The sequence below is a fragment of the Stenotrophomonas sp. AR029 genome (assembly GCF_047520695.2).
In the GTDB taxonomy this organism is placed as follows: Bacteria; Pseudomonadota; Gammaproteobacteria; order Xanthomonadales; family Xanthomonadaceae; genus Stenotrophomonas; species Stenotrophomonas sepilia.
This window is the reverse complement of record NZ_JAXBQQ020000001.1, coordinates 944,824-969,685: the sequence shown is the minus strand read 5'-3', so window position 1 is coordinate 969,685 and position 24,862 is coordinate 944,824. Positions and strand designations below refer to the sequence as shown.

15 protein-coding genes and 1 pseudogene are annotated in these 24,862 nt (G+C 66.1%); 10 read left to right on the top strand and 6 right to left on the bottom strand.

Translation table 11 applies throughout. From position 1 onward, the window contains the following. Window positions 1-187 precede the first annotated feature (187 nt). The 6 genes and pseudogenes from ACM0PB_RS04580 to ACM0PB_RS04555 all read right to left on the bottom strand — a co-directional run bounded on the left by ACM0PB_RS04580 (window position 188) and on the right by ACM0PB_RS04555 (window position 7,821). On the bottom strand, window positions 188-2,410 hold the full coding sequence (locus ACM0PB_RS04580) for an NADP-dependent isocitrate dehydrogenase (RefSeq protein ID WP_139727826.1): 2,223 nt from the start codon (window positions 2,408-2,410) through the stop codon (window positions 188-190). A gap of 806 nt (window positions 2,411-3,216) precedes the next feature. Continuing rightward, on the bottom strand, window positions 3,217-4,086 hold the full coding sequence (locus ACM0PB_RS04575; protein ID WP_081275814.1) for an RHS repeat-associated core domain-containing protein: 870 nt from the start codon (window positions 4,084-4,086) through the stop codon (window positions 3,217-3,219). A gap of 133 nt (window positions 4,087-4,219) precedes the next feature. Beyond that, a complete protein-coding gene (locus ACM0PB_RS04570; protein WP_072169182.1) occupies window positions 4,220-4,732 on the bottom strand; it encodes a hypothetical protein in 513 nt (170 codons plus the stop codon). Between the two features lie 43 nt (window positions 4,733-4,775). Further along, window positions 4,776-5,069: a LysM peptidoglycan-binding domain-containing protein gene (locus tag ACM0PB_RS04565; RefSeq protein WP_049410686.1), complete on the bottom strand. Its 294-nt coding sequence runs from the start codon at window positions 5,067-5,069 to the stop codon at window positions 4,776-4,778. A gap of 128 nt (window positions 5,070-5,197) precedes the next feature. Further along, window positions 5,198-6,010: pseudogene (queF, locus tag ACM0PB_RS04560) on the bottom strand (NADPH-dependent 7-cyano-7-deazaguanine reductase QueF); the annotation flags it as partial. Between the two features lie 491 nt (window positions 6,011-6,501). Continuing rightward, a complete protein-coding gene (locus ACM0PB_RS04555) occupies window positions 6,502-7,821 on the bottom strand; it encodes a M20 family metallopeptidase (protein WP_414604492.1) in 1,320 nt (439 codons plus the stop codon). 186 nt (window positions 7,822-8,007) lie between these two features. On the opposite strand from ACM0PB_RS04555, the gene ACM0PB_RS04550 reads away from it, so the two are divergent. The 10 genes from ACM0PB_RS04550 to ACM0PB_RS04505 all read left to right on the top strand — a co-directional run bounded on the left by ACM0PB_RS04550 (window position 8,008) and on the right by ACM0PB_RS04505 (window position 24,566). After that, entirely contained in the window at window positions 8,008-9,252 is a 1,245-nt protein-coding gene (locus tag ACM0PB_RS04550) for an efflux RND transporter periplasmic adaptor subunit (protein ID WP_065186765.1), read from the top strand. Window positions 9,253-9,326: 74 nt separating this feature from the next. Then, window positions 9,327-12,560 (top strand): efflux RND transporter permease subunit, encoded by a 3,234-nt coding sequence (locus ACM0PB_RS04545; protein WP_065186764.1) that lies wholly within the window; start codon window positions 9,327-9,329, stop codon window positions 12,558-12,560. A gap of 31 nt (window positions 12,561-12,591) precedes the next feature. Next, complete coding sequence (locus tag ACM0PB_RS04540; protein ID WP_065197066.1) at window positions 12,592-15,714, top strand: efflux RND transporter permease subunit; 3,123 nt, start codon at window positions 12,592-12,594, stop codon at window positions 15,712-15,714. A gap of 286 nt (window positions 15,715-16,000) precedes the next feature. Beyond that, window positions 16,001-18,070 carry a TonB-dependent siderophore receptor gene (locus ACM0PB_RS04535; RefSeq protein ID WP_414604493.1) on the top strand — a complete coding sequence of 690 codons (2,070 nt, stop codon included), beginning with the start codon at window positions 16,001-16,003 and terminating at the stop codon, window positions 18,068-18,070. A 95-nt stretch (window positions 18,071-18,165) separates the two neighbouring features. Next, window positions 18,166-20,343 (top strand): YccS family putative transporter, encoded by a 2,178-nt coding sequence (gene yccS / locus ACM0PB_RS04530; protein ID WP_171956164.1) that lies wholly within the window; start codon window positions 18,166-18,168, stop codon window positions 20,341-20,343. 141 nt (window positions 20,344-20,484) lie between these two features. Beyond that, the gene (locus ACM0PB_RS04525) at window positions 20,485-21,279 is read left to right on the top strand and encodes an SDR family NAD(P)-dependent oxidoreductase (RefSeq protein WP_065178885.1); all 795 of its coding nucleotides are present in this window, start codon (window positions 20,485-20,487) and stop codon (window positions 21,277-21,279) included. 98 nt (window positions 21,280-21,377) lie between these two features. Continuing rightward, entirely contained in the window at window positions 21,378-23,267 is a 1,890-nt protein-coding gene (locus tag ACM0PB_RS04520; protein ID WP_065178884.1) for an MFS transporter, read from the top strand. Between the two features lie 229 nt (window positions 23,268-23,496). After that, window positions 23,497-23,784, top strand: a complete 288-nt coding sequence (locus ACM0PB_RS04515; protein WP_005419784.1) for a CD225/dispanin family protein — start codon at window positions 23,497-23,499, stop codon at window positions 23,782-23,784. A gap of 34 nt (window positions 23,785-23,818) precedes the next feature. Continuing rightward, complete coding sequence (locus tag ACM0PB_RS04510) at window positions 23,819-24,097, top strand: CD225/dispanin family protein (RefSeq protein WP_005419785.1); 279 nt, start codon at window positions 23,819-23,821, stop codon at window positions 24,095-24,097. 43 nt (window positions 24,098-24,140) lie between these two features. Then, a complete protein-coding gene (locus ACM0PB_RS04505) occupies window positions 24,141-24,566 on the top strand; it encodes a DUF2752 domain-containing protein (RefSeq protein WP_005419786.1) in 426 nt (141 codons plus the stop codon). Window positions 24,567-24,862 lie beyond the last annotated feature (296 nt).

Here is a 24,862-nt window from a genome sequence, read left to right as displayed (position 1 = left end):
GTTCTGCGACGGCTATCGCGGGCAAGTTTCATGCCCCGTTGACGGCATTCCGACAGCCGACGGAAGTCACGGTTTCATCGCCTGGGGTCAGATCCCTTTTGCGTGGCAAAAGGGATCTGACCCCAGAGCCAGAAAAGAAACCCGCGCCGAAGCGCGGGTTCCGGGGTCACGGCCGAACGGCGACGGATCAGCCGCGCAGCAGCTCCAGCGCGGCGTTGAAGGTCGCGCTCGGGCGCATCGCCTTGCTGGCCTTGGCCACGTCCGGACGGTAGTAGCCGCCGATGTCCACGGCCTTGCCCTGCACTGCGATCAGCTCGTCGACGATCTTCTGCTCGTTGTCGGTCAGCGCCTTGGCCAGCGGGGCGAAGCGTGCCTTCAGTGCGGCATCCTCGTCCTGGGCGGCCAGGGCCTGCGCCCAGTACAGAGCGATGTAGAAGTGGCTGCCACGGTTGTCGATGCCGCCGAGCTTGCGCGACGGCGACTTGTCGTTGTCCAGGAACTGGCCGTTGGCTTCGTCCAGCGCCTTGGCCAGCACGCGGGCGGCGGCGTTGTCATAGCGGTTGCCCAGGTGTTCCAGCGACGCAGCCAGGGCCAGGAACTCACCCAGCGAATCCCAGCGCAGGTAGTCCTCTTCGACGAACTGCTGCACGTGCTTCGGGGCCGAACCACCGGCGCCGGTCTCGAACAGGCCACCACCGGCCATCAGCGGCACGATCGACAGCATCTTGGCGCTGGTGCCCAGCTCCATGATCGGGAACAGATCGGTCAGGTAGTCGCGCAGCACGTTGCCGGTCACCGAGATGGTGTCCTCGCCCTTGCGGATGCGGTCCAGCGAGAACGCGGTGGCTTCCACCGGCGGCAGGATGCGGATGTCCAGGCCGTTGGTGTCGTGGTCCTTCAGATACTGCTCGACCTTGGCGATGACCTGCGCGTCGTGGGCGCGGGCGGCATCCAGCCAGAACACGGCCGGGGTGCTGCTCAGGCGGGCACGCTCGACGGCCAGCTTGACCCAGTCCTGGATCGGCGCGTCCTTGGTCTGGCACATGCGCCAGATGTCACCGGCTTCCACAGTGTGCTCGAACACCAGGTTGCCGGCGTCGTCGGTGACCTTGACCACGCCATCGGCAGCGATCTGGAAGGTCTTGTCGTGCGAGCCGTACTCTTCGGCCTTCTGTGCCATCAGGCCGACGTTGGGCACCGAGCCCATGGTGGCCGGGTCGAAGGCGCCGTGCGCCTTGCAGTCGTCGATGACGGCCTGGTACACGCCGGCATAGCAGCGGTCCGGAATGACCGCCTTGGTGTCCTGCAGCTTGCCTTCGGCGTTCCACATCTTGCCGGAGTCGCGGATCATCGCCGGCATCGAGGCGTCGACGATGACGTCGCTCGGCACGTGCAGGTTGGTGATGCCCTTGTCCGAGTTGACCATGGCCACGCCCGGGCGCTGTGCGTACTCGGCAGCCAGGTCGGCTTCGATCGCGGCACGGGTGGCTTCCGGCAGCGACGGCAGGCGCGCAGCCAGGTCACCGATGCCGTTGTTGGCGTCGAAACCGGCCTGCTTGAGCACGTCGGCATGCTTGGCCAGCACGTCCTTGTAGAACTCATTGACCGCCACGCCGAACATGATCGGGTCGGAGACCTTCATCATGGTCGCCTTCAGGTGCAGCGAGAACAGCACGCCCTGGGCCTTGGCATCGGCGATCTGCTCACCGATGAACGCGGCCAGCGCCTTGCGGCTCATCACGGCGGCGTCGACGATCTCGCCGGCCTTGACCGCGGTCTTTTCCTTCAGCACAGCGGTGCTGCCGTCGTTGCCGTGGAAGGTGATCTTCAGCGAACCGGCGTTGGCCAGGGTGGCCGACTTTTCGCTGCCGTAGAAATCGCCGGCGGCCATGTGCGCGACGTGCGACTTCGAATCCGGCGCCCAAGCGCCCATGCGGTGCGGGTGCTTGCGCGCGTAGTTCTTCACCGACAGCGGTGCACGGCGGTCGGAGTTGCCTTCGCGCAGCACCGGGTTCACCGCGCTGCCCTTGACCTTGTCGTAGCGCGCCTTGTAGTCGCGCTGCTGGTCGTCGGCCGGGGTTTCCGGGTAATCCGGCAGCGGGTAGCCCTGGTCCTGCAGTTCCTTGATGGCCGCCTTCAGCTGCGGCACCGAGGCGGAAATGTTCGGCAGCTTGATGATGTTGGCGTCCGGGGTGGTCGCCAGCTGGCCCAGCTCGGCCAGGTCGTCGCTGACCTTCTGCGCGTCGGACAGCAGTTCCGGGAACTGCGACAGGATGCGGCCGGACAGCGAGATGTCACGGGTTTCCACCACGATGCCGGCCGTGGCGGTGTAGGCGTCAACGATCGGCAGCAGCGACTGGGTGGCCAGGAACGGTGCTTCGTCGGTCAGCGTGTAGAGGATCTTGGACATGGGGGACTTGGACTCTGTAGCAATGCTCAGGGGAAGGCCGGCGCCAGCGCCGGCCCACGTGCAACCGTGTCGCGCGCGAGGCGGGGCCCCACGCTTTCCCCCGTCGCCGTCAGGGTGGGCGCGCGGCGGGGAAACCCCTGCATTGTCGCGTTTTCAGTCGCGCGGGGCAAAGCCACGCCATACGCGGCGGTACTGGACCGCTGTGTTTCGTCGTTGGCTCGCTTCCGGTCTGGAAGCTGAGGCTTGATGGCTAATTCGACTTCCCGCTCGTTGAGGCACGCATGACCCACTCCGACAATCCCTGCCCCCACTCGGCACGCCTTGGACAGATCAATGTCTGCGAGCGCTTGCTTTGCTGGAAGTTGCAGATTCGGAATCCCCCAACGACGGCGGCCAGGCTGGCGAGTTCATCTGCTGTCGCTGCAGAGCCTCGGATGTGCAGCGAGCCGGCGCCAGATGATCCGGGTCGAACGTAGACGTCGTACCGGGTGGAAGGTCCTTCCGCCCTTGCATACCCCGACACGACATATCCGCCATCCGTGAAGCGCAGATCCGGCGTGCTTCCTGGCACAGGCTTTTCGGGGGCATCGCCCTCGTAGATCAAGACGACTTCCCTACCATCACGCCTGATGCGGTGCAGACCAAAGTCAACAGATGCCTCGTAGGTCACGGACATGCCTGTCGGCAGCCGCACACAGGCGCCGTATAGGAAGTGGTCACAACTGTAGCTCCACAGGCTAGATTCCTGGGCCCACGAAGTGAGCGGGAATAAGAAAGCGAAGAAAACCAAAATGCGTGCAAGCATCTCAACGCTCCCGTTTCTGAACTGCCGAATCACCGTCCACAATTCCACCGATGGTATGGCTGTCAACCACACCGGGAACCCTATTCATGATTCCGTCGCCGCGTGCAGGGTTGGGCAGCCCCGTTGTCTTGTCATAGAGATCATCCACACCGCCAAGATGTGACACTTCATGAGGAACAACACCCTTGTCAAATCTATCCAGGACATTGATCTCGCCCTTCTTTCCGCCCAACTCCGCAAAACTACGTCCGCTGCGGTGGGAGGTTTCCCCGTTGACAAGCTTTATCTCATTACGGGCGGCCCGCGGGGTACTTCTTTCAATGTCAGTGACCTCGACCGTCACGCGCGTCTCCTTCCCGCCAATATCATAGGTTCCTGACATTGACGCCACCTGCTCTTTGAAGGTCGCTATGTTCTTGGGTGTCGCACCATCCCCTGAAAATTTTGTTGGGAAGCTGATTTTCACCGAACCGTCCTTCATCCGCGTAACTACAGGAACTCTGCCGTCCGGATCGACAAAGTTGTAAGGACTGCTATTGGCGTATCGGTACCTGTTGAAGAGGGAAGACTTCCCACCATAGGCAGCGACGGGATCTACACTGAGAAAGGCACCTATTTCGGGAGAGTAATATCGTTGCTGCATGTAATTGAGACCTGTCGTGGAATCAAACACATGGCCTGAGTAACCAGGACCATCTGCCGCGGCGATTCCAACGACAGAGCCATAAGGCTCGTATGTGAATCTCTCGATCACCTTCCCGTTTGAGTCCGTAATAGCCACCGGACTCCCGAGTGCATCCGTATGAACATAGGTGACTACTTCACCGTCCGTCGACGCCATTGCCAGCGTGAGAACAATCCAGTTGAGCATCCCATCCCTCCCACGCTTCCATATTCCGTTCAGCGTACCCGAGATCCCCTCGATCGGGTATCGCCCAACAAAAAAGGACGCAGCCTCGCGGCTGCGTCCATCGTGAGCCCTGCCGGGAGAGAGTCGGCTGGACTTACTTGACCTCGAACTCCTGCGGCGTTCCGGCCGCCTTGCCATCGACGGTGACTTCGGCGCGGTACTTGCCGGCCGGCCAGCCCTTTGCATTCTTGAAGGTGACGTTGGTGGTTTCCGCACCGCTGGTGTTCAGCGTGGCATTCTGTTCGCCGGCCACTTGGCCGTCCTGGTAGGTCAGCTTCGCGCCAACGGCGACGTTGTTGGCAGCACCGTCGGTCTTGACCGAGACGATGATGTCGTCCTTCGGCGCGAACAAAGCCGTCGTCGCAACCGACTTGTCGGCGGCTGCGGTCTTGCCGACCGTGACCGACGAGACGCTGACAGCAGCGGCTTCGGCCATCGGCGGCGGCGCGCCGGTCATCGGGGCCGGTGCTGCCGGTTCGGCCGGAGCAGTCGCTGCCGGAGCGGCATTGTTGTCGGTCGACTCTTCTTTCTTCTTGCAACCGACCAGGGCGACGCTGCCCAGCAGGGCGGCGATCAGGGCGGTCTGGAGCGGGGTGGTCTTGATCATTCGGGGTTCCTCCCAGGGATTGTTGGACGGCACTCTGGCCGGCTTACTTCGGCGGCAGTTTCAGGGTCTGGCCCGGGAAGATCTTGTCCGGGTCATCAAGCACATCGCGGTTGGCTTCGAAGATCTTCTTCCAGGCATTGGCGTCGCCCAGATGCTGCTTGGCGATCTTCGACAGCGAGTCACCCTTCTGCACGGTATAGGTGCCGCCGCTGACAACGTCTGCGGTGCTGTCCACCGAAGCGCTGACGCCGGAGAAGTCCGCCTTCGGTGCCTGTTCGGCGGTACTGTCGACGCTGCTGCTGACGCCGGAGAAATCGGCTTTCTTCTCGGTACTCATCCACAACTCCCGTCTGCATGACTACGTGGTTCGCACGGTGCCATGGAGGTTGTTAAATGGGGATGGTGCAGATGTGAAGCCGCCCCCGGGGGCGGCTGAACAATCGGGGGAGCCGGTGCCCGGTAGTGCCGCAGCTCGCGGTAGGTCGCAGCCGGGGCGGCGATGCCGGGGCTGGCACGCCAAGGGTTGATGTCCAGGCCACCACGGCGGGTGTAGCGGGCCTCAACCTCGAGCCAGTGCGGCCGGCAGCGCGCAGATACCTCGCTGAAGATCCGCTCAACGCACTGCTCGTGGAACTCGGCGTGTTCACGGTAGCTGACCAAGTAGCGCAGCAGGCCCGCGCGATCGATCTTCGGCCCGCGGTAACGCAGGCTGACCGTGGCCCAGTCCGGCTGGCCGGTGACCGGGCAGTTGGACTTCAGCAGCGACGAGACCAGGGTCTCTTCCACCACCTCACCCGCATCGGCGGCGAGGAAGTCCGCCTGCGGCGGGCCGTAGCAGTCGATCTCCAGTTCCAGCCCGTCGATGGACTCGCCGAGCGGCGTCTCGCGCAGGCCCGGCAGGCCGAACTCGACCTGGACCGGCGCACCGGCGCAATCCGACAGATCCGCCACGATGCGCGCGCGCAGCGCCTCGGCGCTGTCGATGCGGGTGCTGTTGAGGGAGTTGAGGTACAGCTTGAACGACTTCGATTCGATCAACTGCGGCGAGGTGCACGGCACCTGCACGGTGGCGACGGCCGCCTGCGGCTTGCCGCGCGGGTCGAGCCAGCTCAGCTCGAAGGCGTGCCAGCGGTCGTGGCCGACGAACGGCAGCGCTGCGTCATCGAGGCCGATCTCGGCGCGCGCGCCGCTGCGCGGGATGGGAAACAGCAGGCCGGGGTCGTACTGCGACGGGTAACTGACCTCGCGACCGAGGCTGGAATCCTGTGGGGTGTTCATGGAGGTCATTGTATCGCGCGGAGACCGGGCCTTCGGCCGGGCCGGCCAACGGCGGAGCCCCTCCGTGGTGGGGTGTTGGGTCGTCGAAAGCCTGGATTCCCGGGAGTGGGCCGGGCGGATGGGGCTGGCGGGGACGCCGTGAATCCGTCCCTGGAGGCTTAGCCGCGCCATCCATGGCGCGGATACCCCGCCAGCCCCACCCCCCCGGCCCCCCGACACATTTCTGCCGCCGATCCACCACGGGAAAGATCAGAAAATCAAAATCCGATCCTTCGGACATTTTCGATGTCTGCCATCCACGCATGGCGTGGATCTACCGGCAAGCCACGGGATCGGGTCTGGAGGAAAGCCCCCTGAGTCAGGGGGCGGCCGCGAAGCGGCAGGGGTCTGGAAGCTGGTAAGGGGGGCCCACCGTTCGCGCAGCGAACTGTGGGAGCGACAGCGCGCATGCGATGTCGCGTACCCAGGGCTGCAAGCCCTGCCGGCAACCCTCACCCCGCAGGCGTGCCGGCACCGTGCAGGTAATCCAGGCTCACCTGCAGCAACGCCCGCAATCCCACATCCAGCGCCTTCTCATCCAGCAGGAACTTCGGCGAATGGTTGGCCGGCGCCGTCGCCGGGTCGATGCCCACGCTGGTGGATCCAACGAAGAAGAACATGCCCGGCACTTCCTTCGCGTACAGCGAGAAATCCTCCGCGCCCATCTGCAACGGCGGCTCGTACACGTTGTCCTTGCCCACGACCGCCTGCAGGCTCGGCAGCATCTTCGCGGTCAGCGTCGGGTCGTTCACCGTGGCCGGATTGCCTTCCGATTCGTAGATGTCGGTCACCGCCTTCGCACCGTGCGCGGCGGCGGTGTGTTCGGCCACGTTGCGCAGATCGGCGAAGATCTGCTGGCGCATGCCCTCGTCGAAGGTGCGGATGGTGCCGACCATCTCCACCTCGTCCGGAATGATGTTGTAGCGGATGCCGCCGTTGATCGCGCCGAAGGTCAGCACCGCCGGTTGCTTGGACAGGTTGGCGCGGCGGCTGACGATGGTCTGCGCGGTGCCGACCAGATCGGCGGTGGCGACGATCGGGTCAACACCGTTCCACGGTGCCGAGCCATGCGTCTGGCGACCGATCACCTTGATCCCGAAGCGATCCGAGGCGGCCATCAATGGGCCGCCGCGCACAGCGATCTGGCCGGCCTGCACGCTGGAGAACACATGCAGGCCGAACACGGCCTCCGGCTTGAAATCGGCGAACAGCCCTTCCTTCAGCATGAGTGCGGCACCGCCCTCTTCCGGCGGCGGCGCGCCTTCCTCGGCCGGCTGGAAGATCAGCATCACCTGGCCCGGCAGGTCCTTCTTCATTGATACCAGCGCTTCGGCCACGCCGAGCAGGGTGGCGGTATGCGCGTCGTGGCCACAGGCATGCATCACGCCCACGGTCTGCCCGCGGTACTGGTCGGTGGCCTTGGAGGCGAACGGCAGACCGGTCTGCTCGGTCACCGGCAACGCGTCCATGTCCGCGCGCAACGCGATCTTCGGGCCTGGCTTGCCGCCTTCGATGATCGCCACCACGCCGTGGTGGGCGATGCCGGTTTTCGGCTTCAGGCCCATCGCACGCAGGCGCTTGGCGACCTCGGCCGAGGTGCGCGCCTCGCGGTTGGACAGCTCCGGGTGCTGGTGGAAGTCACGACGCCATTCGACCACCTGGGCCTGCAGCCGCTGCGCGGCGGCGGTCACTTCGGGGCGTTGCCCGTCCTGGGCATGGGCAAGCGCCGGCAGGGCCAGCAGCAGGGCGGACAGCAGCAGCGAACGGCGCATCGCAATCTCCACAGCAAGAGGGTTCCAGCTGAATGTAGGGCAACACCGGCGCCACGGGAACCTCCGGTGCCGCATCCGGTCTTAGCGCCCGTCCCATCCGTCATGCAGGAAACGTGATGTGGCACAGGTATGCTTTGCGCATTGTCCCGGCGTCCCGTCCGGTCCAGCCCTCTCGGAGTCCTCGTAATGTCACGTGTTTGGAAGATCGTGCTGCTGGTCGTGGCGATCCTGGTGCTGGCCGTGGTCGGCCTGCGCGTCATTGGCGGGGGCAAGGACAAGGCTGGAAAACCTGCTGCGGGCGCGCGCCAGGGCGGGGAAGACCCGGATGCCGGCCCGGTGCCGGTAACCGTGGTCGAAGCCACGCGCCAGGACGTACCGGTGTATGCCAGCGCGCTGGGTACGGTGACCGCGATGAACACCGTCACCGTCAGCCCGCAGGTCGGCGGTCAGCTGATGAGCCTGAATTTCCGTGAAGGCCAGGAAGTGAAGCAGGGTGATGTGCTGGCGGTGATCGACCCGCGCACCGCCCAGGCCAGCTACGACCAGGCCGCTGCAGCCAAGCGCCAGAACGAGGCCCTGCTGGCCACCGCGCGCTCCAACTACCAGCGCTCGAACGCGCCGGAGTATCGCCAGTACGTCGCCAAGACCGATCTGGATACACAGCGAAACCAAGTGGCACAGTACGAAAGCGCCGTGGCCGCCAACGAGGCCAGCATGCGCTCGGCGCAGGTGCAGCTGCAGTACACCCGGGTCACCGCGCCGATCTCAGGCATCGCCGGCATCCGTGCGGTCGACGCCGGCAACGTGGTCAGCGCCGGTACCGCGCTGGTCACGCTGACCCAGATCCATCCGATCCACGTGCTGTTCAACCTGCCCGAGCGCCAGCTCGGCGATGTGCGCCAGGCGCAGGCCGCCGGCACGGTACCGGTAGCGGCGCTGGACCGCGCCGATTCGCACGTGCTGTCCGGCGACGGCAAGCTCGATGTGGTCGACAACCTGATCAGTGCCGACAGCGGCACGTTCAAGGCGCGCGCCCTGTTCGACAACACCGACAACGGCCTGTGGCCGGGCCAGTTCGTCAACGTGCGCATGCAGCTGCGCACGATTGCCGGCGGCGTGGTGATCCCCACCCAGGCGGTACTGCGTGGCCCGGATGGCGAGTACGTCTACATCGTGCAGGGCGACAACACGGTAAAGATGCAGACCGTGCGCAGCGGCGTGGAAGTGGGCGACAGCCAGGTGCAGATCGCCGAAGGCCTCAAAGGCGGCGAGCGGGTGGTCAGTGAAGGCCAGTTCCGCCTGAAGCCGGGCAGCAAGGTCACCGCACTGAAGCCGGGCGAGACCCCGGCCGCACCGACCGAGGCCGAACTGAAGGCAGCCGAGCAGAAGAACGCAGGCGGCGGTGGCCGTCGCGGTGGTGGCCCGCGCTGAGCGCAGGCCACTGATCTCCCTCGCGCCGGCGGACCTGCCGGCGCCGACATTGAAGTGCCAGCAAGGATCAGTCCGTGGGCTTTTCGACGATCTTCATCCGCCGCCCGATCGCCACCTCGCTGTTGATGGCGGGCCTGTTGCTGCTGGGCATCCTCGGTTACCGCAAGCTGCCGGTGTCGGCGCTGCCGGAAATCGATGCACCCAGCCTTGTGGTCACCACCCAGTACCCCGGTGCGAACGCCACCACCATGGCCTCGCTGGTCACCACCCCGCTGGAGCGCCAGTTCGGGCAGATTTCCGGGCTGGAGCTGATGACCTCCGACTCGTCGGCCGGGTTGTCGACGATCATCCTGCAGTTCTCGATGGACCGCGACATCGACATCGCCGCGCAGGACGTGCAGGCGGCGATCCGCCAGGCCACCCTGCCCTCGTCGCTGCCCTACCAGCCGGTCTACAACCGGGTGAACCCGGCCGACGCGGCCATCGTCACCCTGAAACTGACCTCTGACACGCGCCCGCTGCGCGACGTCAACAATTACGCCGATTCCATCCTGGCCCAGCGCCTGTCGCAGGTGCAGGGCGTGGGCCTGGTCTCGATCGCCGGCAATGTGCGCCCGGCCGTGCGCATCCAGGTCAATCCGGCGCAGCTGTCGAACATGGGCCTGACCCTGGAGCAGCTGCGCAGCGCGCTGACCCAGGCCAACGTCAATGCGCCCAAGGGCTCGTTGAACGGCAAGACGCAGTCCTACAGCATCGGCACCAACGACCAGCTGGCCAGCGCCGCCGAGTACCGCGACACCATCATCAGCTACAAGAATGGCCGCCCGGTGCGGCTGTCGGACGTGGCCGAGGTAATCGATGGCGTGGAGAACGACCAGCTTGCCGCCTGGGCCGACGGCAAGCCGGCGGTACTGCTGGAAGTGCGCCGCCAGCCCGGTGCCAACATCGTGCAGACCGTCGAGCGCATCCGCGCCATCCTGCCGCAGCTGCAGGGCGTGCTGCCAGCCGACGTGCACCTGGAGATCTTCAACGACCGCACCGAGACCATCCGCGCCTCGGTGCATGAAGTGCAGTTCACCCTGATCCTGACCATCGGGCTGGTGGTGGCGGTGATCTTCGTGTTCCTGCGCCGGTTGTGGGCCACGATCATTCCCTCGGTGGCGGTGCCGTTGTCGCTGGCCGGCACCTTCGCGGTGATGGCCTTCGCCGGCATGTCGCTGGACAACCTCTCGCTGATGGCGCTGGTGGTGGCCACCGGCTTCGTGGTCGACGATGCGATCGTGATGATCGAGAACATCGTGCGCTACATCGAGCAGGGCAAGAGTGGCAAGGAAGCGGCCGAGATCGGCGCACGCCAGATCGGCTTCACCGTGCTGTCGCTGACGGTCTCGCTGGTGGCGGTGTTCCTGCCGCTGCTGCTGATGCCCGGCGTCACCGGCCGCCTGTTCCACGAGTTCGCGTGGGTGCTGAGCATCGCCGTGGTGCTGTCGATGCTGATCTCGCTGACGCTGACCCCGATGATGTGCGCCTACCTGCTCAAGCCCGATGCCCTGCCCGAGGGCGAGGACGCGCATGAGCGCGCGGCGGCGGCCGGCAAGCAGAACCTGTGGACGCGCACCGTCGGCCTCTACGAGCACAGCCTGGACTGGGTGCTTGGCCACCAGCGGCTGACCCTGGCCGTGGCCGGTGGCGCGCTGGTGCTGACCGTGCTGCTGTACGTGCTGATTCCCAAGGGCCTGCTGCCCGAACAGGACACCGGCCTGATCACCGGCGTGGTGCAGGCCGACCAGAACATCGCCTTCCCGCAGATGGAGCAGCGCACCAGGCAGGTGGCCGAAGCGCTGCGCCAGGATCCAGACGTGACCGGCGTGTCGGCCTTCATCGGTGCCGGCAGCATGAACCCCACGCTCAACCAGGGCCAGCTGTCGATCGTGCTGAAGGAGCGCAGCCAGCGCGACGGCCTGGACGAGATCCTGCCGCGCCTGCAGAAGGCAGTGGCCGGCATTCCGGGCGTGGCGCTGTACCTGAAGCCGGTGCAGGACGTAACCCTGGATACCCGCGTGGCCGCCACCGAGTACCAGTACTCGCTGTCGGACGTGGATTCGGCGACGGTGGCGACCCAGGCCACGCGCCTGACCGAAGCGCTGCGCAAGCGCCCGGAACTGGCCGACGTCGACAACAACCTGTCCAACCAGGGCCGCGCCCTGGAGCTGAACATCGACCGCGACAAGGCCAGCGTGCTGGGCGTGCCGATGCAGACCATCGACGACACGCTCTACGATGCGTTCGGCCAGCGCCAGATTTCGACCATCTTCACCGAGCTCAACCAGTATCGCGTGGTGCTGGAAGTGGCACCGGAGTTCCGCACCAGCACTGCGCTGATGGAACAGCTGGCCGTCGCCTCCAACGGCGCCGGCGCATTGACCGGCACCAATGCCACCAGCTTCGGCCAGGTCACCTCCTCCAACTCGTCCACCGCCACCGGCATCGGCGCGCAGAACACCGGCATCACCGTCGGCGCCGGCAACATCATCCCGCTGTCGGCGCTGGCCGAAGGCAAGGTCAGCAGCGCCCCGCTGGTGGTCAGCCACCAGCAGCAGCTGCCGGCGGTGACCGTGTCGTTCAACGTGGCGCCAGGCTATTCGCTGTCCGAAGCGGTGCGAGCGATCCAGGAGACCAAGGACAGCCTGGACATGCCCACCCACCTGCATGCCGAGTTCATCGGCAAGGCCGCCGAGTTCACCGGCAGCCAGACCGATGTGGTGTGGCTGCTGCTGGCCTCGCTGGTGGTGATCTACATCGTGCTGGGCGTGCTCTACGAGAGCTACATCCACCCGATCACGATCATCTCCACGCTGCCGCCGGCCGGTGTCGGCGCGCTGCTGGCGCTGATGCTGTGCGGGCTGAGCCTGTCGGTGGATGGCATCGTCGGCATCGTGCTGCTGATCGGCATCGTCAAGAAGAACGGCATCATGATGGTCGACTTCGCCATCGAAGCCCGCCGCGCCGGCGCCAACGCGCACGAAGCGATCCGCCGCGCCTGCCTGCTGCGCTTCCGCCCGATCATGATGACCACCGCCGCGGCCATGCTCGGCGCGCTGCCGCTGGCGCTGGGCACCGGCATCGGTTCGGAGCTGCGCCGCCCGCTGGGTATCGCCATCGTTGGAGGCCTGCTGCTGTCGCAGTTGGTGACCCTGTACACCACGCCGGTGATCTACCTGTACATGGAGCGCTTCTCCGAGTGGCTGGCGCGCCGCCGCGAACAGCGTGCGCTGCGCGACGGTTCGCTGCAGGAGCCGCAGGCATGATCCACGCCCCGCTGCCGTGGGGGGCCGCACGATGAACCTGTCCGGCCCCTTCATCCGCCGCCCGATCGGCACCGCACTGCTGGCCATCGGCTTGTTCATGGTCGGCCTGATCTGCTACCTGCGCCTGGGCGTATCGGCGCTGCCGAACATCGAGATCCCGGTGATCTTCGTGCATGCCAGCCAGTCCGGCGCCGACGCGGCGACCATGGCCTCGACGGTCACCGCGCCGCTGGAACGCCATCTCGGCCAGCTGCCGGGCATCGATCGCATGCGCTCGTCGAGCTCGGAAGGCAGCTCGCTGGTGTTCATGATCTTCCAGAGCGGCCACAACATCGATTCGGCGGCACTGGATGTACAAACGGCGATCAACTCGGCTCAGGCCGACCTGCCCTCGGGCATGGGCTCGCCGATGTACCAGAAGGCGAACCCGAACGACGACCCGGTGATCGCCATCGCGCTGACCTCGCAGACGCAGTCGGCCGACGAGCTCTACAACGTGGCCGACTCGCTGCTGGCGCAGCGCATCCGCCAGATCAGCGGCGTCGCCTCGGTCGACATCGCTGGCGCGTCGACGCCAGCGGTGCGCGTGGACGTCAACCTGCGCCTGATGAACGCGTTGGGCCTGACCGCCGATGACCTGCGCAACGCAGTGCGCGCGGCCAACGTGACCTCGCCCACCGGCTTCCTCAGCGATGGCAACACCACCACGGCGATCATCGCCAACGACTCGGTGGCGCGCGCCGCCGACTTCGCCGACCTGGTAGTCAAGACCCAGGGCGACGGCCGGGTGATCCGGCTGAAGGACATCGCCAACGTCTACGACGGCCAGCAGGATGCCTACCAGGCGGCGTGGTTCGACCACAAGCCGGCGGTGGTGATGTACGTGTTCACCCGTGCCGGCGCCAACATCGTGGAGACCGTGGACCGGGTCAAGGCGCAGATCCCGACCCTGCGCGACTACCTGCAGCCGGGCACCACGATGACGCCGTACTTCGACCGTACGCCGACCATCCGTTCGTCGCTGCATGAAGTGCAGGTCACCCTGCTGATCAGCCTGGCAATGGTGGTGCTGACCATGGCGCTGTTCCTGCGCCGGCTGGCACCCACCCTGATCGCGGCGGTGACCGTGCCGCTGTCGCTGGCCGGCGCCGCGCTGGTCATGTACGTGATGGGCTTCACCCTGAACAACCTGAGCCTGCTGGCGCTGGTGATCGCGATCGGCTTCGTGGTCGACGATGCGATCGTGGTGATCGAGAACATCATGCGCCACCTCGACGAAGGCATGCCGCGCATGCAGGCGGCGTTGACCGGTGCGCGCGAGATCGGCTTCACCATCGTCTCGATCACCGCCTCGCTGGTGGCGGTGTTCATCCCGCTGCTGTTCGCCAGCGGCATGATGGGCGCGTTCTTCCGCGAGTTCACCGTGACCCTGGTGGCGGCCATCGTGGTCTCGATGATCGTCTCGCTGACGTTGACCCCGGCGCTCTGCAGCCGCTTCCTCAGCGCGCACGACCACAGCGCGCCGCCGTCGCGTTTCGGCCGCTGGCTGGACGCCGGCCACGAGCGCATGCTGCGCATCTACACCGTATTCCTCGACTTCTCGCTGCGCCACGCGCTGCTGCTGTCGCTGACGCCGCTGATCCTGATCGGCGTCACCATCTTCCTGTTCGGCGCGGTGAAGAAGGGCGCGTTCCCGCCGCAGGACACCGGCCTGATCTGGGGCCGCGCCAACTCCAGTGCCACCGTGTCGTTCGAGGACATGGTCGCGCGCCAGCGCCGCATCACCGACATGCTGATGGCCGACCCGGCGGTGAAGACGGTGGGTGTACGCCTGGGCAGCGGCCGCCAGGGCTCCAGTGCACAGTTCAACATCGAGCTGAAATCTCGCAGTGACGGCCGCCGCGAAACCACCGCGCATGCGTTGGCGCGCCTCAGCGCCAAGGCCGATCGCTATCCCGACCTGCAGCTGCGCCTGCGCGCGATCCAGGACCTGCCCAGCAACGATGGCGGCGGTTCCAGCCAGGGCGCGCAGTACCGCATTTCGCTGCAGGGCAACGACCTGGCCGCACTGCAGGAATGGCTGCCCAAGCTGCAGGCGGAACTGAAGAGGAACCCGAAGCTGCGCGACGTCGGGACCGACGTGGACAATGCCGGCCTGCGCCAGAACATCCAGATCGACCGCGCAAAGGCCGCGCGCCTGGGCATCACAGTGGGCGCCATCGACGGCGCGCTGTATGGTGCGTTCGGCCAGCGCCAGATCTCCACCATCTATTCGGACATCAACCAGTACAGCGTGGTGGTCAATGCCCTGCCCTCGCAGACAGCCACCCCGGCGGCGCTGGATGAGGTGTACGTGCGTGCGCGCAACGGCGACATGGTGCCGATCACCGCGGTGGCCACGCAGATGCCTGGCCTGGCCCCATCGCAGATCACCCACGAGAACCAGTACACGACGATGGACCTCAGCTACAACCTGGCTCCCAACGTGAGCATGGGCGAGGCCAAGGCGATCATCGACGCGACCGTGGCCGGCATGCGCATGCCCGGCGACATCCGCCTGGCCGACGATGCGGGCTTCGGCTTCAACTCCGATCCCAGCGACATGCTGATCCTGGTGTTCGCCGCAATCCTGACCGTGTACCTGGTACTGGGCATGCTCTACGAGAGCCTGATCCACCCGGTCACCATCCTGTCCACGCTGCCGGCGGCGGGTGTCGGTGCGCTGCTGGCCCTGTTCGGCACCAACACCGAGCTGTCGGTGATCTCGATGATCGCGCTGGTGCTGCTGATCGGCATCGTCAAGAAGAACGCGATCATGATGATCGACTTCGCACTGGTGGCGCAGCGCGAGCATGGGCTGGCGCCGCGCGATGCCGCACGCGAGGCCAGCATCGTGCGCTTCCGCCCGATCATGATGACCACGATGGTCGCGATCCTGGCCGCAGTGCCGCTGGCGATCGGCCTGGGTGAAGGGTCCGAGCTGCGCCGCCCGCTGGGCATCGCGATGATCGGCGGCCTGCTGTTCTCGCAGAGCCTGACCCTGCTCAGTACGCCGGCACTGTACGTGATCTTCTCCTGCCTGGCCGAGCGCTGGCGCGCCCGTCGCGCGCGCAGGCGCGAAGCGAAGCTGCTCAAGCGCGCGCAGCGGGCGTAGTAGAGCCCATCCACGCATGGCGTGGATCTAGTTCTCGGTACTGCGAATCTGCCGGCCAGCGGCCGGCACTACCACCGGCGCGGAGGGTGGGTGCGGACCGTTGGTCCGCACGCCTCCGGGTTTGACGTGCTGTAACGAAAAGAGAACAATTCCCCTCCAGCCATGGTCCTGCGCCCCTTCGCGGCGCCCCGCTGCCCTCTCCGGCAAGCCTGCGTGATCCCAGCCATCAACCTTTCCCCCCATGCGGGCGGATGGCGCGTGGCCGTTCGCCGAGGATGACTGAACCATGCTCCTGCACCCACTCTGCCGCCCGGCGCTGCTTGCCGTTTCCCTGTCACTGGCCTGTGCCGCGCATGCCCAGTCCGTACCCGAGCGCACCCATCGGAACCGCAGTGCCACCGATCTGGATGCGGTGAAGGTCACCGCCGAACGCACCCACGCCGATACCGGCGCCCTTGGTGATCGCGTGCTGCGTGATACCCCGTTCGCGATCACCGCCGTGGGCCGCGAGCAGATCGAGCAGCGCCAAGTGGTCTCGCTGGGCGAAGCGTTCCTGCTCGACCCTTCGGTCACCACCCAGGTCAGCGCCTATGCCAGTGGCTGGAGTTCGCCGATCCGCAACCGTGGCATCGACCTGAACTTCGACAGCTATCGCGTCAATGGCCTGCAGGTTTCCTCGTGGGGTACCGAGTGGCCGCTGGAAGTGATGGAACAGGTCGATCTGCTGAAAGGCCCGGGTGGATTCCTTTATGGTTTCGGTGCCCCCGGTGGCATCGTCAACTACATCACCAAGAAGCCGACCGATACGCCCACCTTCTCCGCCCAGCTGGGCTGGCGCGAGCAGGGCATCGTCAGTGCCGGGATGGACGTCGGCGGCCGCTTCGGCAACGAGCAGATGTTCGGTTATCGCTTCAATGCTTTCGGGGAAAAGGGTGAGACCTTCAATGGTGGCCACGTCGATCGCAAGGTGGGCGCACTGTCGCTGGACGCGCGCCTGAGCGACGCACTGATCTGGACCTTCGACGGCGTGTTCCAGTCACGCGACCTGCGCGAGGAATCGCCGCAGTACTACTTCCGCGGACTGACCTCGTTGCCGCGACCGATCGCCGGGAATATCGGCAACAGTGTCCCCGGCACCTACTACGACACTCGTTCCAGCCTGTTGTCGACCCGCTTGGACTGGCAGATCAACAGCGACTGGAAAACCAGCCTGAGTTACGGCGTCACCACCTCGTGGAATGACGTCAACAAGATCTTCGCCTACATCGATTCGCCCAATGGCGACTATGACGTCAACGTCTATGAACTGGGTGGCAAGAGCGAGTGGAAGCTGGCGCAGGCGATGCTGCAGGGCAGCTTCCACACCGGTCCGCTGCAGCATCAGGTGGTGGCAGGCATCAGTCACCAGACCGGGCTGGGCTGGGACCGTCCCTACGAATGGAGCCTGATCGGCCGCGCCAACCTGTACCAGCGCCATGCCATCCGCCATGACGCCGTCGGTTCACGGGTGATGACCCGCGGCGACGAGACCGTGCAGCAGGCCGTGTTCGCAAGCGATACCGTCGATCTCGGCAGCGGCTGGTCGGTGCTGGCGGGCTGGCGCTACAACGATTACGAGACCAAGGGCCGCTACCACACCTATCCGGTCACACCGACCTATGCCGTGATGTTCAAGCCCAGCGAGGCGGTCACCCTCTACGCCAGCTACATCGAATCGCTGGAAGCGGGCAGCCGCGTAGGCAACAACTACATCAACGCCGGTGATGTGCTCGACCCGACCCTCAGCAAGCAGTACGAGATCGGCGCGAAGGCCGAGGCCGCGCGCTGGAACGCGAACGTGGCGGCGTTCCGGCTGGAGCGTGGCGCCAACATCGATGAATTCACACCGGCCGGCAAGCGCCTGGTGCAGGACGGCATCACGCTGTACGAAGGCATCGAAGCCAGTGCCGACCTGCACCTCAGCGATGTCCTCACGGTTGGCGGAGGCGTCACCTGGCTGGACCCGACCTACGACAGGCTGTCCCCGGCCAGCGTCGCACAGGAAGGCAACCGTACCGCCGGTGCAGCGCGCTGGAGTGGGGTCGTGCACGCCACCTACCAGCTGCCGTGGGTGGATGGGCTGGAGTCCTACGCCGCGGTGCGCTATTACGGCGATGTCTGGTACGACGCCGACAACACCCTGAAGCTGCCCGACTACACGCTGGTCAATGCAGGCATCGGCTACCGCCTGCTCGTCTCCGGTCATCCGGTGACCGTGCGCGCCAGTGTCGAGAACCTGGCCAACCGGAAGTACTGGTCCAACGCCGGCACAGGCCTGCCACGCACGTTCGCTGTGAGCGTGCGGTTCGACATGTAAGGCCCGGCAGCACCGTGGGTGCGGACCGTTGGTCCGCACTCCATATTTCACGCGCAGCCCGCAATAATGGTGGAAGACCCTTCCACCGAGCCTGCATGTCCGCCCGCCAATCCCGCCTCAGCCGCCTGTGGGCCCACGAAAAGGCCAGCTACGGCCTGCGCGTGTTCATCGCGCTGACCGCGGCCGTGGCCGTGTGCTGGCAGTTCGAGGCGCTGACCGCCCTGCCCGGCGTGTTCCTCGGCATCATCGCAAGCGCCATCGCAGAAACGGACGACAACTGGTGGGGCCGGATCAAGGCCGTGGTGTTGTCACTGTTGTGCTTCTGCATTGCGGCGGCCTCGGTGATCTGGCTGTTCCCGTGGCCGTGGTTCTTCATCGGCGCGCTGGCACTGTCCACCTTCGGCCTGACCCTGCTTGGCGCGCTCGGTGAGCGCTACGCATCCATTGCCCAGGCCACGGTGACGCTGGCGATCTACACCATGATCGGCTTGGAGCAGCATGGCGCCAGCGACCTGCACAGCGCGCTGGACGCGGTCAGCCATCTGCTGGCCGGTGCAGCCTGGTACGGGCTGCTGTCGATCCTGTGGACTGCGCTGTTCGCCAACCGGCCGGTGCGCGAACGCGTGGCGCGGCTGTACGTTGAGCTGGGCCGCTACCTGCAGCTGAAGGCTGCGCTGTTCGAGCCGGTGCGCGAAGCCGACCTGCAACGTCGCCAGCTCGACCTGGCCGAACAGAACCGCCGTGTGGTGGGTGCACTGAACGAGGCCAAGACAGCGATCCTGGCCCGCTTCGGCCGCTCCGGCCGGCCCGGGGTGAACTCCGGCCTGTACCTGCGCCTGTACTACATGGCGCAGGATTTCCACGAGCGCGCCAGTTCCTCGCACTACCCGTATGGCGCGCTGGTGGACGCCTTCTTCCACAGCGATGTGCTTTACCGCTGCCAGCGCCTGCTCGACCTGCAGGGCCAGGCCTGTGCCCGCCTGGGCGAGGCGATCCGGCTGCGTCGTCCGTTCGTATACGGCGAAAGCAACCAGCAGGCCGGGCGCGACCTGGCCGACGCGCTCGCCTACCTGCGTGACCAGCAGCGCCCGCAGTGGCAGCGCCTGCTCGGCTCGCTGGACCTGCTGGTTCACAACCTGCGCAGCATCGAGCGCCGCCTGCTGGATGCCGAACGTTCCGAAGCCAGCCTGGACAACGTCGACACCCGCCTGCGCGACAGCAACCCGCATACCCTGCGCGAGATGGGCGTGCGCATCCGCCAGCAGCTCACGCCCGGCTCGGTGCTGTTCCGCCATGGCCTGCGCATGGCACTGGCGCTGATCGCCGGCTTTGCAGCGATCCGGCTGTTCAATGCGCAGAACGGTTCATGGGTACTGCTGACCATCGTGTTCGTGTGCCGGCCCAACTTCGGCGCCACCCGCCAGCGCCTGGCACAGCGCATCGTCGGCACCGTCGCCGGACTGGTGCTGACCTGGGCACTGCTGCAGCTGTTCCCGCAGCTGCACGTACAGCTGCTGATCGCACTGCTGTCGGCACTGTTGTTCTTCTTCACCCGCACCGACCGCTACCTGGTGGCATCAGCCGCGATCACCGTGATGGCGCTGACCTGCTTCAACCTGATCGGCGATGGCTTCGTGCTGATCGTACCGCGCATGGTCGATACGCTGTTGGGCTGCGCGATCGCAGCGGCGGCAGCGTTCCTGATCCTGCCCGACTGGCAGGGCCGCCAGCTGCATCTCGTCCTGGCACGCGTGCTGGACACTGCCGCTCGCTACCTGGATTCGGTGCTGGGCCAGTACCGCAGCGGCATGCGCGACGACCTGGCCTACCGCATCGCCCGCCGCGACATGCACAACGCCGACGCCGCGCTGTCCACCGCACTGTCGAACATGCTGCGCGAACCCGGCCACGTGCGCCGCAACCTGGATGCCGGCTTCCGCTTCTTGGCGCTGTCCAACACGCTGCTGGGGCATCTGTCGGCGCTGGGTGCGCACCGCGACCAGGTGGACAGCTACGCAGGCGATCCACTGGCGCTGGCCGCGGGCGATCGCGTGCGCAAGGCACTTCAGGAGCTGGCGACGGCGCTGACCGCGCGGCAACCCGTCGCGGACGATGACAACGACGCCGACCGCGCGGTGGCCGCCGAGCTGGAGCAGATCGACGAGGCGATGCCACCGAAACTGCAGTTGATCCGTACCCAGATGGCGCTGGTACTGCGCATGCTGCCGAAGGTGCGTGCCGCGGCCAATGAGGCGGCGACCAACCTGACCTGATCCCTCATCGCTGATCGGGCATCCCATCCACGCATGGCGTGGATCTGCTGCGCCGCGTGCAACGGCGCGTTGCACCGGGCGATGCAGTTCGATCACGCCGCCACGCGGATACTGGGCAATCGCCCGCTCTGGATCATCACCATGAAAATCGAACTCAGCGGCCGCACCGCGCTGGTGACCGCCTCCACCGCCGGCATCGGCCTGGCCATCGCCCAGGGCCTGGCCAGCGCTGGTGCGCGGGTCGTTCTCAATGGCCGCAGCACCGACAGCGTCGAGCGCGCCCGCCGACACCTGCTCGCGGCCGTGCCGGTAGCCGACGTATTGGGTGTCGCCGCCGACCTCTCCGATGCGGCCGGTGTCGATACGCTGCTGGCTGGGCTGCCGAGGGTCGACATCCTGGTCAACAACGCTGGCATCTTCGGCCCAGAGGATTTCTTCCAGACCGATGACGCCACCTGGGAGCGCTACTGGCAGACCAACGTGATGTCCGGCGTACGCCTGTCGCGTGCGCTGCTGCCAGCGATGGTCGATGCCGGCTGGGGCCGCGTGCTGTTCATCTCGTCCGAATCGGCGCGCAACATTCCGTCCGACATGATCCATTACGGGGTCAGCAAGACCGCGCAGCTGTCACTGTCACGCGGCCTGGCCAAGCGCGTGGCCGGCAGTGGCGTCACCGTCAACGCAGTGCTGCCTGGCCCGACCCTGTCCGATGGCTTCGCCGCGATGTTCGAGGATGAACGCCAGCGCAGCGGCAAGCCGCTGGAACAGATCGGCCGCGAGTTCGTGATGGCGCACCGGCCGTCTTCGGTGATCCAGCGCACCGCTACGGTCGAGGAAGTGGCCAACATGGTGGTGTACCTGGCCTCGCCGCAGGCTTCCGCCACCTCCGGCGCGGCGCTGCGCGTGGACGGCGGCGTGGTCGACGATATCGTCTGAGGGTGCTGGCAGGTGTGCGGACCAGCGGTCGGCACCCACAGGTCCGCACCCACAGCGGATGGGCAGGAATGCTAGGCTGCGCCGGTCAAGGAGGCTCCATGTCCGGTCACAACCAATTCGCCCTGCTGCGCCAGCGCCGTTTCCTGCCGTTCTTCGTCGTACAGGCGCTCGGTGCGTTCAACGACAACGTGTACCGGCAGGCGATCATCAGCATGTTGCTGTTCATGGCCGTGCCGGAGGAAGAACTGGGGTTGTACGCCACCCTGGCACCGGCCATCTTCATCCTGCCGTATTTCCTGTTCTCGGCGCTGGCCGGGCAGATCGCCGACAAACTGGAAAAATCGCGGCTGATCGTGATCACCACCACCATGGAGATCGTGATCATGTCGCTGGCGGCCACCGGCTTCCTCACCCAGAGCCTGCCGGTGCTGCTGGTCGCGCTGTTCTGTACCGGCATGCAGTCCACCCTGTTCGGCCCGGTGAAGTATTCGGTGCTGCCGTCGGTGCTCAGGCCCGAGGAACTGACCGGCGGCAACGGCCTGGTCGAGATGGGGACCTCGATGTCGATCCTCTCCGGCATGATCGTCGGCGGCCTGGTGTTCACCGTGGCCGGCAGCCACGGTACGGTGGTGGCTTCGTGCGCGATCATCGCCCTGGCGATCTGCGGCAACATCGCCGCGCGCCTGATTCCCAGGGTCGATGCAGGCGACCCGACCCTGAAGATCAACTGGAACCCGTTGCCGGAATCGCTGGCGGTACTGCGCATGGCGCGCCAGCAGAAGGCCGTGCGCAACTCGATCCTGGGCGTGTCCTGGTTCTGGTTCGTTGGCACCGTGCTGACCTCGCAGCTACCGGCCTACGCGGTGACCAACCTGGGCGGCGAGCCGACCCTGTACATCTTTGCGCTGGCCCTGTTCTCGGTCGGCACCGGCGTCGGCTCGCTGCTGTGCGAGAAGCTGTCGGCACGCACGGTGGAAATCGGCCTGGTGCCGCTGGGTGCGTTCGGCATGACCGCCTTCCTGCTCGACCTGTACTTCGCCCGCAGCGGCGAAGCGACCGTGCACGGGCTGACCATTGGTCCGTTCCTGCAGCAGCCCGGCAGCATCCGCATCGTCATCGACCTGGTCGGCATCGGCCTGTTCACCGGCATCTTCGTGGTGCCGCTGTTCGCACTGATCCAGAGCCGCACGCCGAAGGCGCAGATGTCGCGCGTGTTCGCCGCACTGAACATCCAGAACTCGGGCTTCATCGTCGCTGCGGCGTTGCTGTCGCTGGCCGCGCACAAGCTGCTGCACTGGACCATTCCGCAGCAGTTCCTGGCGCTGGCCATCGCCAACGCGCTGGTGGCGATCTACATCTTCACCATCGTCCCTGAATTCCTGATGCGCTTCCTCAGCTGGCTGATGGTGCGCACCCTGTACCGGCTGCGCCCGCACGGCATCGAGGCCAACGTGCCGGACGAAGGCGCCGCGCTGCTGGTCTGCAACCACGTCAGCTACATGGACGCGCTGATCCTGTCGGCGACGATTCCGCGCCCGGTGCGCTTCGTCATGTACTACAGGATCTTCAACATCCCGGTAATGCGCTGGATCTTCCGGACCGCCAAGGCAATCCCGATCGCCGGTGCTCGCGAAGACCCGGCACTGATGCAGCGCGCGTTCGACGAGATCGACGCTGCGCTGGCCGAAGGCGAACTGGTCTGCATCTTCCCCGAGGGTGCGCTGACCCGCGACGGGGAAATGGCGCCGTTCAAGTCCGGCGTCGAGAAGATCCTCGAGCGGCGGCCGGTGCCGGTGGTGCCGATGGCGCTGCGCGGCATGTGGTCGAGCATGTGGAGTCGCCGCGACAGCCGCCTCGGCCGCATGCGGGTGCCGCGCCGTTTCCGCGCCACGGTCGAGGTCGTGGCGGCACCGGCCGTCGATGGCCACGCCACCCGCGCCCCGGTGCTGGAGGCGCAGGTACGGGCCTTGCGTGGCGATCACGCCTGATCGGCCCGGCAGCCGTCGGTAGCGCTTTCAGGCGATAGCCCCAATCCCTGGAATGACGGCCTCTGTTTCATGACAGAGGCCGGTCCAATAGCACCCAGTCAAGGGCCATGCACGCCACCATCTGACTGTAAACGCATACATGCAGCGCAGGTTGAGGTAGATTACGCACCCACAGGGGGGAGGTTCGGCCAATGCACCAAGGCCGGCCACCAAGGAATGGAGTCTTGCTTTGAATCAACCGCCACCGCTCAGCCGTCCGGTCTACATCCCCAACCATCTGGTCTGGGCGATCCTGACGACGCTGTTCTGCTGCCTGCCGTTGGGCGTGGTGTCGATCGTCTATGCCTCCCAGGTCGATGGCCGCCGCGCAGCCGGCGACCTGCCGGGGGCCTACAGCGCGTCGCGCAAGGCGGGCTGGTGGGCGGTGGCTTCGGCCGTGGCCCTGCCGGTCCTGTTGCTGTTGTGGTTCGGGCTGTTCGGCGGCTTGGCCGTACTGGGCGCTCTTTCCGACCAATGATTCACCACCACCACCCATCAAGGAGCTTGAACCCATGAATACCGCCACTCCGCAGGTCCCGAACAATCTGGTCTGGGCCATCCTGAGCACCCTGTTCTGCTGCCTGCCGGCCGGCATCGTGTCGATCGTCTACGCCGCCCAGGTCAACGGCAAGCTGGCCGCTGGCGACATCGCCGGTGCCCAGGAATCCTCGGCCAAGGCCAAGAAGTGGGCCATCTGGTCGGCCATTGCCGCCGTCGTGGTCGGCGTGCTGTACGGCATCCTGATCGTCGCTCTCGGCGGCATGGGTGCGATGAGCAACAGCGGCTACTGATCCGCGTGGACGGATCCGGCGCCTGCGCCGGATCCGTTGCTGCATGTCCGCACTGCCCACCCGATCCCGACTGGCCCGCTGGGCACCGCTGCTGGCCGCCACCGGCCTGGCCGCCGGTGCCGCGCTGGTGCTGCGCAACGTCAATCCGTATGTCGCCGGCAATCCCTTGCCGAGCTGCCCGCTGTACGCGCTGACCGGCCTGTACTGCCCGGGCTGTGGCAGCACCCGCTGCCTGTATTCGCTGGTCCATTTCGACCTGCCCGGCGCGATGGCGATGAACCCGCTGCTGGTCATCAGCCTGCCCTTCCTGCTGCTGATGCTGCTGAACGTCGCCGGCATCCGTCCGCGCCTGCTGGACCCGCTGATGCGGGTGCTGGCCAATCCCACGTTCTGGCTCTGGGTACTGCCCGGGTATGCGCTGCTGCGTAACCTGCCGTGGGCACCGTTCACGGCGCTGGCACCGGTCTAGTTTCCAGCCAACGGCGCAGCCCCTCGTGGTGGGCGGCGTTTGTCGGTCATGGGATTGGCCGGGCGGGTGGACTGCGCAGGGGGCGCTGCAAGTACGTCCATGTAAGCTCGGTCGCCGCATCCATGCGGCTCACGCCCCTGCGCAGCCCACCCGCCCGGCCACGGACAGTTTCCGTGTGCGTCCACCACGGAAAAGAAAGAGAAGATCAAAAGCGGAAGCGGATCGCTTCGCTCTGCATCCACGCATGGCGTGGATCTACCGTGTCGACCAAGGTCGACACCTACCAACAGCCGCCG